Genomic DNA, 12,793 nt, shown 5'->3' on the forward strand with positions numbered 1-12,793 from the left:
ATATGCTGTCTTTTATTCTTAATGTAAATTACTAGTTGCCTGTAAGCAGGTAATGCGGTATGCCCCTCCGGTAATTTCTTTCAAAATTAAGCGAATGGGGCACAACGTACAACTATTGATTGTCTTCTTCTTCCAACTCTTCGCGCAGGATAGCCAGCACGTTGTCGATGGTCTCTTCTTCCAGCTCTGTTCTGCGCAGCAGGTCTTCTTTCGTAACTGCCAGCACACTCTTCGCTGTATCCAGACCGATGCGGCGTAATTCTGCAATTACCCAGTCTTCGATCTCATCTGTAAATTCTTCCAGGCTGATGTCTTCTTCGTATACTTCAGACTCTCTGAATACGTCAATTTCCATATCAACCAAACGGCTGGCAAGCTTAATGTTCTGGCCACCTTTACCTATCGCTAACGATACCTGGTCAGGCTTAAGGAACACAGACACTCTGCCGTTTTCCTGGTCTATTTTCATGCTGGTGATCTTAGCCGGGCTAAGTGCACGCTGAATGTATAGTTCCAGGTTGTCGGTATAGTTAATTACGTCAATGTTTTCGTTCTCAAGCTCACGTACAATACTATGTATACGTGAACCTTTCATACCTACGCAGGCACCAACCGGGTCAATACGGTCATCAAAAGATTCTACGGCTACTTTAGCACGCTCGCCCGGCTCACGAACTATTTTTTTGATCGCGATCAGGCCATCGAATATTTCCGGTACTTCGTTCTCAAATAAACGCTCCAGGAATGCAGGAGATGTACGTGAAAGGATGATCTTTGGATTACCGTTCACGATCTCAACGCGCTGAACAACAGCACGCACCACATCGCCTTTACGGTAACGGTCTTTCGGTATCTGTTCGTTCTTCGGTATCAGCAGTTCGTTCTCTTCCTGATCCAGTAACAACACTTCGCGGTTCCATACCTGGTACACTTCACCGGATATGATCTCGCCTACAAGGTCTTTGTACTTCTGGAACAGTAATTCCTTTTCCATGTCTTTGATGCGCTGGATCAGCGTCTGGCGGGCTGTAAGTACAGCGCGGCGACCAAAGTCTTCCAGTTGTATCTCTTCTGATACTTCTTCACCAACCTCAAAGTCAGGCTCTATCTTCTGTGCATCCGATAAGGCGATCTTATCATGATCCCAGATGTCCTCAGAATTGTCGTCCACGATTTCGCGGTTGCGCCAGATCTCCAGGTCACCTTTTTCCACGTTCAGGATGATATCAAAGTTCTCGTCGGTGCCCCACTTTTTACGGATCATGGTGCGGAATACGTCCTCCAGGATACGCATCATGGTCGGGCGGTCTATGTTCTTGAATTTCGCGAATTCAGCGAACGACTCGATCAGGACTGAACTGTTCATTATCTTTTTATTTAAATGATATTACAACATTTGCTTTTACAATCTCCCCGAAAGGTATTTGCACAGGCTCATACGTTGCCTTTTTGCCTTTTTGTTTTATTTCTTCCGTAAGGTTTATTCCTGTCTCGGTTACTTCTTCCAGTTTGCCGGTTTTCTCAGTGCCGTCCTGTAGCTTCAGTTTCAGGTTACGACCAATATTACGGGTAAACTGTTTCGGCTGTGTCAGCGGAAAGTCTACACCCGGCGAACTTACTTCAATCGTATAGCTCAATTCTTCACCATACTTTTCTTCAATCTTCTTGCTGATACGGCGGCTTAGCGTAGCACACTGGTCTATTGTAATTCCCTGCCCTCCATCGGCCAGCACAGTTACTTTAGGGCGAACCGCTGAATCTGAAACGGTTACATCAACCAGAAACAGGTCGTTATCGGGAAGACTTGCTTCCGCCATCTCGCGTATGGTTGTTGCGCTTAGTACCATTGTTTACAAGTATAAGAAATAAAGAAGGGGACTTCGTGTCCCCTCATCTCCTGCGAAATAATTTCACAAATTTACAACAAAAACATTATATATACAATACAGTCCGCTATTGGGTGTATTAATTTATAGTTTCCGGCTATGTTATGAAGGTGTAACTATATAAACGGGTAGTAACCGGGTTGTTGCAGCCGGGGTAGATGTTGAATAGGTAACAATCGTGATTTTATTATAGTTCTGAGGCTGTTGTTTAAGTTGAAATTTGGTGTCGGCGCTATGTCATTTTCTGGTTCGGGCATAGTATACATCGAACGTTTCTTTGTATGTTTGTTTCGTGTCAGGTACATTCAAAAAAATTAGGCGCCGTTTGTGGCTCATTCTAAACATTCTGGTCGTGTTCTGGGTGTTACTGGGTGTATTGTGCCTGCGGGTACCGCCACACGAGTTCTGGCCGGCGGCTTTTATTGCTTTGTCGTTACCGGGCGCGCTTATCCTTAATGTGCTTTTCCTGTTCTACTGGCTTATAAAGCGGTCGTGGTTTGTAGTGCTGCCGCTGCTGGTAATTATATTGGGCTGGGGATATTATAATCGTCTGGTGGCATTCAACTTTAACACTGAAGAGCCTGAAGGCGCCAAAACTCTACAAGTGCTCAGTTTTAATGTGCACGTTTTTAATGCTTATACTGATAAAGATGGTGTAGAACGCGAGGCATCGAGCGAGATGATAGACTGGGTAGCCACGCATCCCGCCGATGTGTATTGCCTGCAGGAATTTTATAGTAACCGGGGATCCGATACTTATAATACTGTAAGCCGCATTGGTAACCGCTACGATAAGTTTCGTTATTTTTCTGTGTCGTTTGTAGACCGTAATAAGGCTGATATCGGGATCGTGATCTTTACGCGTTACCCTATAGTTGATAAAGGCGTGATCCGGTTCGGAGAGTCGAACCATAACCGCGCCATCTGGGCAGATATTAACGTGAAAGGTGATACGGTACGCATTTATACCGCGCATTTGCAGTCGATGAGTATCAAGTCGCAGGACATAGAAAATACCTATTCAGCCATTGGCGACGAGGCAAGCTTTAAGAAAGAAGGCCGTAACTTGGCGCGTCGCCTGAAGAAAGGATTTATAGCCCGCGGACACCAGGTAGAAAAATTGCTGGAGCATATCAACGAATCGCCACACCCGGTTATAGTTTGCGGAGACTTTAACGATATGCCATCGAGTTACACTTATAACGAGCTAGCCCGAAATTTGCAGAACGCTTTTGTGGAAGCCGGCAGCGGCGTAGGAGCTACGTATAACGGACCATTGCCTTTTTTACGCATCGATAACCAGTTTTACAGCGAAGGGCTACGGGCCTACGACTTTACAACACATTACGAGATGGGCTTATCTGATCACTTCCCGATTTCGGCCAAATATGTGTTGGAAGAGGAGTAGTGTTAGGACTTGGAAGGCAATCTTTTTAATTTTGAACTATAAACCGGCCACTACAGGCTGATAAACTATAAAGTGCGGCGCCGCTGGTGCCTATACTTATATTATGCAACAGAAACTGAATCTCTATAATACGCTTACACGCAAGAAGGAAGTATTTGAACCACTGCACGCTCCGTTTGTGGGCATGTACCTGTGCGGACCAACTGTTTACGGCGAGCCACATTTAGGCCACGCCCGTAGCGCGGTTACCTTCGATGTACTGTACCGCTATCTAAAATACCTGAAGTATAAAGTGCGTTTTGTGCGCAACATTACTGACGTTGGCCATTTGCAGAATGATGCTGACGAAGGCGAAGATAAGATCCAGAAAATAGCCAAAGCGCAGCAGGTAGAGCCTATGGAGGTGGTGCAGCACTATACCAATGTGTATCACCGTGACCTCGAAAAACTGAACACGCTTTCTCCGGATATCGAGCCACGGGCATCGGGCCACATCATCGAGCAGATAGAGATGATAAAGGAAATTCTGGAAAATGGCTTTGCTTACGAAGTGAACGGATCAGTTTACTTTGATGTGCCGGCTTATAACAAGGATCATAACTATGGCAAGTTGTCAGGCAGAATTATAGAGGACCTGCTGAGCAACACCCGCGAAACAGAAGGACACGACGAAAAGCGCTCTCCCCTGGATTTTGCCCTCTGGAAAAAAGCTTCTCCGTCGCACATCATGCGCTGGCCTTCGCCGTGGAGCGATGGTTTCCCGGGATGGCATCTGGAGTGCTCGGCTATGAGCCGGAAATACCTGGGCGAGAACTTTGATATACACGGCGGTGGCCTGGATCTGATGTTCCCGCACCACGAATGCGAGATAGCACAAAGCCAGGCGAGTCATAGCCATTCGGACGCTGCCAAATACTGGGTGCATAACAACATGATCACCGTGAACGGGCAGAAGATGGGGAAATCGCTGGGTAACTTTATTAACCTGAGCGAGCTGTTCAGCGGCAACCAAGAGATGCTGGAACAGGCTTATAGCCCAATGACGATCCGCTTCTTTATTCTGCAAGCACACTACAGGAGCACCTTAGACTTTAGCAACGAAGCATTGCAGGCAGCGCGCAAAGGTTACACCAAGCTGATGAATGGACTGCGCGTGCTGGATAAAATGCAGTACCCGGAAGAGGCTGCCACTCCTGACGAGAAGCTAAACGAAGAACTGCTGAAGCTGACTGAAGATTGCTTCCGTGGCCTGGACGATGACATGAACACCGCGCGAACTATAGCTTCGCTCTTTAACCTGCTTAAAAAGATAAACAGCCTGTACTTAGGGCAACTGCAGATCGGGAATCTTACACGTGGAACATTTGATACCGTAAAAGAAACCTACAGAACGCTGGTATTGGATATTCTGGGCCTGAAAGAAGAACCGCTCGGCGACCAAGAGGAAATGCTGAACCTGGTGCTTACGTTTTATAAAGAAGCAAAGGAGTCTAAGGCATACGATAAGGTAGATGCCATCCGTGCAGAACTTAAAAAGCAGGGCATTGTAATTAAGGATTTAAAAACCGGTATCGACTGGGCTTATGAAGAATAAATTGAACGTTCTGGCTATCCTTTTCTGTGGTGCGCTGGCACTTTATAGTTGCGACTCATCAGAGAAAAGCGCGCAGCAGGAAACGACAGTATCCGAAACTGAAACCGAACCAGCAGGCGTGAAGGCGCCGGAATTTAATGCCGACTCAGCTTATAAATTTGTAGCTAAGCAAGTAGCTTTTGGCCCACGTGTGCCAAACTCAGAAGCTCATAAAGCTACCGGCGACTGGATCATCAGCAAGCTAAAAGAATATGGTGCTGAGGTAGAAGTACAGGAGTTTCAGATGCGTGCTTATGATGGTACCTTGCTGAACCTGCGCAACATAATTGCCTCCTATAACCCGGAAGCCGGAACGCGCATAATGCTGGCCGCCCACTGGGACACCCGCCCGTATGCTGACAAAGACACCAATAACCAGAAGAAACCGATCGACGGCGCCAACGATGGTGGTAGCGGGGTAGCAGTACTGTTAGAAATTGCCAGAACTATAAACGGAGCGCAGCAAAAGCCGGGTGTAGGTGTAGACCTCTTCTTTTTTGATGGCGAGGATTATGGCCAGCCCGACGATAGTGAGTTACCTTACAAAGAAGATTCCTGGTGTTTAGGGTCGCAATACTGGAGCCGCAACAAGCATAACCCGAACTATACCGCTAAATATGGTATTTTGCTGGATATGGTGGGAGCCAATAATGCACGGTTTGCCCGCGAAGGCACATCTATGCAGTATGCAAAAAATGTAGTTGATAAAGTATGGAAAGCAGGCAACCAATTGGGCTACTCCGATTACTTTAAATATGTAAACGCTCCTGCCATCACCGACGATCACGCGTATATCAATGCCATTGCCAGGATTCCGATGATCGATATTATAGAGTATAACATGAGCAGCATAGACGGAGACTTTTTTGGAGATTACCACCACCGCCACTCAGACAGCATGTCCATCATCAGCCCTAAAACACTGAAAGCGGTAGGGCAGACAGTGCTGCATGTGGTGTATAACGAATAAAAAAACAACTATAAACTATAAATGGACGCTTGACGAGCGTCCATTTTTTATTGTGCTGTAGATTGCGGTTGTATCAGGTGGTCTTTGGCGAGCTGGTTTACGGTAAGCTCAGCCAGCTTTTCGGCCGCCTTGCGCATGCTCGACGGGCTATGCGAATGCGACTGCGCAGACCAGATTAAGACATCATTATCTACCCCGTACAGGTTTGTTTCAAGGTAATAGATCTTGTCTTCTGTATAATAACCGGGCTCGTACAGGATAGGGTACCAGTGCGTATAGTATCCCCGGAAGTTACCATACCACGAGAAATAAGTTACCGGGCGGTACTCCACATTGCCGGGTACATAACGGGTTTCTGTTTTCTGGTCAACCAGCGCAACTGTCAGCACAGCATCATAGTCATCTCCACGCATTTTCTCTAACAGCAGGTTTACATCAGGGCTTTTATCGGCTCCTCTTAATGGAGGGAAGATGTCGATGCTCATGGTTGCCTTTATACCACGTTGCTGAAGTTGCATCTGCATGTCTTTTTCAACTTCCTGCCGGGCAAGAATATTGTCGGTGAGCGCTGCGACTACAATGTTATCATAGGTTTTTCCGGTTGCCTCAGGGTTTTTCCAGGAGCCGGTAAGCTGGGTAGAGGAAGCGCAGGCATACACAATAAGTGAAAGGATAAATACAGCGATTGAAGGAGGGAGTTTGTGATGCGCAAAGTTCTTTATAGTTCTCATAGCGGTAAGATAGATAGTGTAATAATAATAACGATTTTGGTTTTGTTTAGATGTTGCCTGAGAAGTAAGAACTATAGCTGTTGCCTGACTAAGAAATGTTTTCAAATGCAGGTTAAAATGTTTAAGTTAAAGGTGTTAAAAACTAACCTGATCTATATTTCAACTTAACCCTGATGAAAAAGAATAACCTGTTGCTCGCAGCGCTTGGCCTGTCCGGCTTTCTGCTGGCTGGCAACGCCTTTGCCCAGGAGCAGCCCCACGTCTTTAAAAATGCCCGCATCCTGCCTATAGCTGGTAAACCGATAGAAAATGGTGTGCTGGTAGTGCAGCATGGCAAAATAACAGCCGTTGGCGCTGCCGGTGATGTGAAAATACCCAAAGGAGCCACCGAATTTGACATGGCCGGGAAAGTGCTGATGCCAGGCTTGGTAGACACGCACTCACATTTGGGTGAAGGTGCAGGCGGCGACGCTTCTGCTCCGTTGCAACCCGATGTGCGCATCATAGATGGCATTAACCCGATCAGCGATTCGTTTAAGCGTGCGCTGGCCGGAGGAATAACTACTGTAAACGTAATGCCGGGCTCGGGGCACCTGATGAGTGGCCAGACCGTGTACCTTAAAATGCGTGAAGGCAATACCATCAGTGACCTTACTTTTTGCGAGGATGTGACCAATGGCATCTGTGGCGGTATGAAAATGGCCAACGGAACAAACCCAATGCGACCAGCCCCCTTTCCGGGTACCCGCGCCAAATCGGCAGCAATGGCAAGGCAGCTTTTCCTGGATGCGCAGCAATACCAAAGCAAGATAAAAGCAGCGAAAGGCAAAGCCGATAAAATGCCGGATCGCAAAGCAAACCTCGACCCTATAGTTGAGATTCTGGATGGCAGGCGTATTGTGCACTTCCATACGCACCGCTACGACGATGTGCTGACCGCGCTTAGATTACAGAAAGAATTTGGCTTTAAGATGGTGCTCCACCACGTGAGCGAAGCCTGGAAAGCTGCCGACGAAATTGCCAAGTCAGGTGTACCTGCTTCCATTATCACTTTGGATTCTCCGGGTGGTAAATCGGAAGCTGTGGAAGTGAGAAATAGTAACGGAGCAGTTCTGGAAAAAGCCGGTGTACTTACTGCTTTCCATACCGATGATGGTATTACGGATTCGAGGTTGTTTATGCGAAGCGCTGCACTGGGCGTGCGTGCCGGCATGAGCCGTGAGAAAGCCCTGGAAGCCCTGACTATAGCCGGTGCCAAAATGCTGGAACTTGATAACCGCGTTGGCTCACTGGAAAAAGGTAAGGATGCGGATTTTATAGTTCTGAATGGGGAGCCGTTCAGTGTGTATACAACTATAGAACAAACCTGGGTAGAAGGGAAAAAACGCTTCGATATCAGCAACCCCGAAGATAAAAAGTTTGCGACCGGCGGCTACAACACCTACCAGACCGATGTTCATTATCACACGCATTAATAAGTAAGAGTTAAGAGTGATGAGTTAGAGAGTGGATACCTATACTATCATCTCAAATTCGAACTATTTTCTTAGAAGAATCAACATGAAAAAACATATACAAGTAGTTGCGGCTATAGTTGCGGGTCTGGCTATAGTTGGCGCCAGACAGGTGCAGGCACAGATAGCTGTTAAAGGCGAAACAGTTTATACCATGGCCGGCACGCCTATTAAAAATGGCGTTGTACTTATAAAAGACGGCAAAATTGAAGCGGTGGGAGCAAACCTGCAGGTGCCGCAGAATTATAAAACCTATAGTGCCAAGGTAGTAACGCCCGGTTTTGTAGATGCGCATACATCGGTTGGGTTAGCCGGTATTTATAACGTGCCCGCCGATCAGCAGCAACTCGAGAAAACAGCCCCGATACAACCCGAGCTTCGTGCTATAGATGCGTACAACCCAAACGAGGAGCTGATTGGATGGGTGCGCAGCCACGGTGTTACAACTATAAATACGGGGCACGCTCCCGGCGCATTGGCCAGCGGGCAGCTTATGACTTTAAAAACAGCTGCCAGTGGCTTTAGTAACCTGCTCGATACTACCAGTATGGTGGCGTTTACACTGGGTAACCAGGTAGCCGAAAACTATAACTCGCCCAAAACTACGGCAAAAGGTATTGCCATGCTCCGGGCAGAGTTGCAGGCGGCGCAGGTTTACGCTAAAAAGATGGGGAACAAAGATGCAGCCAAGCGACCTGACCGAAACCTTAAACTGGAGACGTTAGCGGGCGTGCTGAGCGGAAAATACAAGGCATTAGTAACAGCCAACAAAGCGCAGGATATAATGGCGGCGCTGCGCCTGGCAAAAGAATTTAACCTGGATATGGTACTTGACGGCGCTTCGGAAGCATACCTGTTGGTTGAGGAGATAAAAGCAGCCGGTGTTCCGGTTATAGTTCACCCGACGATGGCGCGGGCTTATGGCGAGAACAAAAACATATCTTTCGAAACAGCAGCTATACTTGCAAAAGCCGGCATTCCGGTAGCCATACAAAGTGGCTTCGAAGCCTATGTGCCGCGGGCGCGCGTACTCCTGTTCGAGGCGAGTGTAGCCGTGGCAAATGGCATGAAACCAGAGCAGGCACTTGCCGCGCTAACTATAGCTCCATCTAAAATAATTGGGCAGGACAAACGTATTGGCTCCCTGGAAAAAGGGAAAGATGCCGACATCGTGTTATTTGACGGAGACCCGTTCGAGTACACGTCGCATGTTTGCACTGTACTGGTAGATGGCAAAGTAGTAAGCGAAGCATGTATGTAGAAGCCTGCAGCTATAGCTTGCGGAACTATAGATAACTGTAATCAGTGCCTGCTGAAATTTTAGCGGGCACTGATTTTTTTATAGTAACCTTTTTGTGCTTACCAAGTAAGTGTTGGGAGTTCAGTCGGGCTTTCCTGTGTTATAATAAAGTTTCCCATCCCGGAGTTTACTGTCATAAACATATTACAGTCCGAAAGAATATTAAAAGTATGTATACCTTGCTATATTTGTATCACCAAATCTAAAGTGTCTCTATCACAAAATATTAAAGACAAAATGAATTACGATAACATCGTTTCTTTACTTGGTTCTGAAGGAGAAAATCTGCTTCAGTATGAAAGCAAAACTATTTCTAAAGAGCAGCTGCACGCGCCGGGCCCGGACTTCGTGGACAGAATCTTTGCTCAGAGCAACCGTAGCCCACAAGTGCTGCGCAGCTTACAGCAATTATTCGACCATGGCCGTTTAGGGGGCACAGGTTACCTGTCTATTTTGCCGGTTGACCAGGGCATTGAGCACACTGCCGGTGCATCGTTCGCACCAAACCCTATTTATTTCGACCCGGAGAACATCATTAAACTGGCTATGGAAGGTGGTTGCAACGCGGTTGCCACCACATTCGGTAACTTGGCCATGATGTCTAGAAAATATGCACACCGTATTCCGTTCATCGTTAAGATCAACCACAACGAACTGCTGACTTACCCTAACAAGTTCGATCAGATCATGTTCGGTTCTGTGGATGAGGCCTGGAACTTAGGTGCTGCTGCTGTTGGAGCAACCATCTATTTCGGTTCCGAGGAGTCTTCTCGCCAGATCATTGAAGTAGCTGAAGCTTTTGAAAGAGCGCACCAGTTAGGTATGGCAACTATACTTTGGTGCTATGCGCGTAACAATGCCTTCAAAAAAGACGGTGTAGATTACCACGTAGCAGCTGATATTACCGCACAGGCAAACCACCTGGGTGTAACAATTCAGGCTGATATCATCAAGCAGAAACTTCCGGAAAACAACGGTGGCTTTACGGCTATCAACTTTGCGAAGTCTCATAAGGCGATGTACGATAAACTGACTACTGATAACCCGATTGATTTAGCGCGTTACCAGGTAGCAAACTGTTATATGGGCCGTGCCGGTCTTATCAACTCTGGTGGCGAATCTAAAGGCGAGTCTGACCTGGCAGATGCAGTGCGTACAGCTGTAATTAACAAGCGTGCGGGCGGTATGGGCCTTATCTCAGGTCGTAAAGCATTCCAGAAGGATATGAAAGTTGGCGTTGAGTTACTGAACGCTATACAGGACGTATACCTGAGCAATGAGATTACATTAGCGTAATTTGTAGCAGAACTGCTGATAATTACATATTTTTGTGGCCTGCCTTTTTTTGAGCTCTCCGGAGCCTGAAAGGCAGGCCATATTTTTTGAAACGCCGGCCGGTTGGCTGCAAGTATAGTTATCACATTTTATGTGCCCAGTGCACGCTTTAAACTATGATGCCTTGGTTTAAAAGAGTAGAAAAAGGAATTCATACTCCTACTGAAGAGAAGAAAGAAACACCGGACGGGTTATGGTATAAGTGCCCTAGCTGCAAAGCTGTAACAAGCATGGCAGAGCACCGAAAAAACTTAAATACCTGCGTTAAGTGTAATCATCACGAGCGCATCGGTTCTAAAGAATACTTTGCTATACTTTTTGATAACAACGAGTTTACAGAACTGGATGAGAACCTGACATCCGGTGATCCGCTGGACTTTGTGGACTCTAAGCCTTACCCGAACCGTATAGTTGCTACCCAAAAATCCACTGGTCTGAAAGACGCGGTGCGCAGCGCTTACGGTAAAATGAACGGCCAGGAGATTACGATTGCCTGCATGGACTTCAATTTTATTGGTGGCTCTATGGGGTCGGTGGTAGGAGAGAAGATTGCCCGCGCCATTGACCACGCCCGCAAAACACGCACGCCGTTTATGATGATCTCTAAATCGGGTGGCGCGCGTATGATGGAAGCCGGCTTCTCGCTGATGCAGATGGCCAAAACATCTGCTAAACTGGCGTTGCTGTCGGAGGAGGGCCTGCCTTATATTTCGATGCTTACTGACCCTACCACAGGTGGTGTAACGGCATCTTATGCCATGCTGGGCGATTTTAATATTGCTGAGCCGGGTGCGCTTATCGGGTTTGCCGGTCCGCGTGTAATTAAAGAAACGATTGGCAAAGACCTGCCGAAAGGTTTCCAGAGTGCTGAATTTGTACTGGAGCACGGTTTCCTTGATTTTATAGTTGATCGCAAAGAGCTGAAGCGACAACTAACAGACCTGCTAAGCATGATTTATGTGAAGGAAGCCAACCCCACACCGGATAAAACCCGCAAAACAACCAAAGCATCTTAAGTGCTTAAAATATAAAGTTTTAAAGCCTGCCATTTATTGTAATGGCAGGCTTTTTTATTGACAATAGTGGTAACGTGTGATTTATATATTCTGGAAACTAAATATTTTTTTGTGATTGGTTGTATAGTTTTAAGGATTTGAACGTTTGTGTAAAGCTGGCACTCGAATTGCAATAGGCTTGTGCAGCGATAGCCAATTAAATAATTTATCATAAACAGTACAGTTACCGTAAACCTAATCTTTACCAATTTTAAGAAACATGAAAGCTTTAAAATTATCATTAACCTCGTTTCTAGCTGCAGCTATGCTGTTCACGTCTTGCCAGAGCACACGTCCGACAGCTGATAACTCAGGTACAACTACAGAAACCTCGCAAACGGGTACTGAAAAAAAGGAATGAATAAAACTACCAAAGGCGGTATTATAGGTGCTGGCTCTGGTGCTGTTATTGGTGGCGTAATCGGTAACAAAATGGGTAACACTGCTGCCGGCGCTATTATTGGTGCTGCAGTAGGTGGTGCAACAGGTGCCGTTATTGGTCGCCGTATGGACAAGCAGGCCGAAGAGCTTGAGAAGAGCATGGAAAATGCAAACGTAGAGCGTGTAGGCGAGGCTATCCGTATCAATTTCGATTCTGGTATTTTGTTCGCAACTAACTCTGCCGAACTAAGCGCATCGGCCAAGCAGGACATCGCTAAACTGGCTCAGACGTTAAAAGAGTACGAAGGAACCAACGTAATTATAGAAGGCCACACTGACAACACTGGTAGCTACGAACTGAACCAGAAGTTATCAGAGCGCCGTGCGCAGTCTGTGTTAAACTATGCTAAGAGCGTAGGTGTTGACGGATCGCGTTTACAGGCCAAAGGTTATAGCTATGATCAGCCTATTGCTGATAACAGCACAGTTGCAGGCCGTAGCCAGAACCGTCGTGTGGAGATCATCATCATTGCAAACGAAGAAATGAAAAAAGCTGCTGAGAGCGGCCAGATAAAGTAAC

The 12,793-nt window shown here is 46.7% G+C and carries 11 protein-coding genes; 8 read left to right on the plus strand and 3 right to left on the minus strand.

Features of this window, described 5'->3' with window-relative positions; translation table 11 throughout:
- Positions 1-112: 112 nt before the first annotated feature.
- Both nusA and GSQ66_RS17060 read right to left on the minus strand, forming a co-directional pair.
- Positions 113-1,366, minus strand: a complete 1,254-nt coding sequence (gene nusA, locus GSQ66_RS17055; protein ID WP_162428561.1) for a transcription termination factor NusA — start codon at positions 1,364-1,366, stop codon at positions 113-115.
- A 7-nt stretch (positions 1,367-1,373) separates the two neighbouring features.
- Entirely contained in the window at positions 1,374-1,847 is a 474-nt protein-coding gene (locus GSQ66_RS17060; RefSeq protein ID WP_238395738.1) for a ribosome maturation factor RimP, read from the minus strand.
- 364 nt (positions 1,848-2,211) lie between these two features.
- Between GSQ66_RS17060 and GSQ66_RS17065 the strand changes: the two genes are divergently transcribed.
- The 3 genes from GSQ66_RS17065 (at position 2,212) to GSQ66_RS17075 (ending at position 5,897) form a co-directional block, all read left to right on the plus strand.
- Entirely contained in the window at positions 2,212-3,294 is a 1,083-nt protein-coding gene (locus GSQ66_RS17065; RefSeq protein WP_238395739.1) for an endonuclease/exonuclease/phosphatase family protein, read from the plus strand.
- A 103-nt stretch (positions 3,295-3,397) separates the two neighbouring features.
- Positions 3,398-4,888, plus strand: a complete 1,491-nt coding sequence (cysS, locus tag GSQ66_RS17070; protein ID WP_202923370.1) for a cysteine--tRNA ligase — start codon at positions 3,398-3,400, stop codon at positions 4,886-4,888.
- Positions 4,878-5,897, plus strand: coding sequence for a M28 family peptidase (locus GSQ66_RS17075; RefSeq protein ID WP_162428563.1), 1,020 nt, complete (start codon positions 4,878-4,880; stop codon positions 5,895-5,897). Before cysS ends, GSQ66_RS17075 begins: the two co-directional genes overlap by 11 nt.
- 47 nt (positions 5,898-5,944) lie before the next feature.
- Here the strand turns inward: GSQ66_RS17075 and GSQ66_RS17080 are convergent, their stop codons facing one another.
- Positions 5,945-6,628, minus strand: coding sequence for a hypothetical protein (locus GSQ66_RS17080; RefSeq protein ID WP_162428564.1), 684 nt, complete (start codon positions 6,626-6,628; stop codon positions 5,945-5,947).
- Between the two features lie 173 nt (positions 6,629-6,801).
- Here GSQ66_RS17080 and GSQ66_RS17085 point away from each other — a divergent pair, with 173 nt between their 5' ends.
- From GSQ66_RS17085 to GSQ66_RS17105, 5 genes are all read left to right on the plus strand, one after another.
- Entirely contained in the window at positions 6,802-8,103 is a 1,302-nt protein-coding gene (locus GSQ66_RS17085) for an amidohydrolase family protein (RefSeq protein ID WP_162428565.1), read from the plus strand.
- Positions 8,104-8,188: 85 nt separating this feature from the next.
- Positions 8,189-9,403 (plus strand): amidohydrolase family protein, encoded by a 1,215-nt coding sequence (locus GSQ66_RS17090; protein WP_162428566.1) that lies wholly within the window; start codon positions 8,189-8,191, stop codon positions 9,401-9,403.
- A 276-nt stretch (positions 9,404-9,679) separates the two neighbouring features.
- Positions 9,680-10,738: a class I fructose-bisphosphate aldolase gene (locus GSQ66_RS17095; RefSeq protein WP_162428567.1), complete on the plus strand. Its 1,059-nt coding sequence runs from the start codon at positions 9,680-9,682 to the stop codon at positions 10,736-10,738.
- A gap of 158 nt (positions 10,739-10,896) precedes the next feature.
- A complete protein-coding gene (gene accD, locus GSQ66_RS17100; RefSeq protein WP_162429125.1) occupies positions 10,897-11,793 on the plus strand; it encodes an acetyl-CoA carboxylase, carboxyltransferase subunit beta in 897 nt (298 codons plus the stop codon).
- Positions 11,794-12,189: 396 nt separating this feature from the next.
- The gene (locus GSQ66_RS17105; protein WP_238395740.1) at positions 12,190-12,792 is read left to right on the plus strand and encodes an OmpA family protein; all 603 of its coding nucleotides are present in this window, start codon (positions 12,190-12,192) and stop codon (positions 12,790-12,792) included.
- Position 12,793 lies beyond the last annotated feature (1 nt).

Origin of the sequence: Pontibacter pudoricolor, assembly GCF_010092985.1 — a bacterium.
GTDB lineage: Bacteria > Bacteroidota > Bacteroidia > Cytophagales > Hymenobacteraceae > Pontibacter > Pontibacter pudoricolor.

Coding starts and splice junctions, on each gene's coding strand:
- nusA (WP_162428561.1), bottom strand. CDS start 1,366: ATGAACAGTTCAGTCCTGATCGAGTCGTTCGCTGAATTCGCGAAATTC.
- GSQ66_RS17060 (WP_238395738.1), bottom strand. CDS start 1,847: ATGGTACTAAGCGCAACAACCATACGCGAGATGGCGGAAGCAAGTCTT.
- cysS (WP_202923370.1), top strand. CDS start 3,398: ATGCAACAGAAACTGAATCTCTATAATACGCTTACACGCAAGAAGGAA.
- GSQ66_RS17075 (WP_162428563.1), top strand. CDS start 4,878: ATGAAGAATAAATTGAACGTTCTGGCTATCCTTTTCTGTGGTGCGCTG.
- GSQ66_RS17080 (WP_162428564.1), bottom strand. CDS start 6,628: ATGAGAACTATAAAGAACTTTGCGCATCACAAACTCCCTCCTTCAATC.
- GSQ66_RS17085 (WP_162428565.1), top strand. CDS start 6,802: ATGAAAAAGAATAACCTGTTGCTCGCAGCGCTTGGCCTGTCCGGCTTT.
- GSQ66_RS17090 (WP_162428566.1), top strand. CDS start 8,189: ATGAAAAAACATATACAAGTAGTTGCGGCTATAGTTGCGGGTCTGGCT.
- GSQ66_RS17095 (WP_162428567.1), top strand. CDS start 9,680: ATGAATTACGATAACATCGTTTCTTTACTTGGTTCTGAAGGAGAAAAT.
- accD (WP_162429125.1), top strand. CDS start 10,897: ATGCCTTGGTTTAAAAGAGTAGAAAAAGGAATTCATACTCCTACTGAA.
- GSQ66_RS17105 (WP_238395740.1), top strand. CDS start 12,190: ATGAATAAAACTACCAAAGGCGGTATTATAGGTGCTGGCTCTGGTGCT.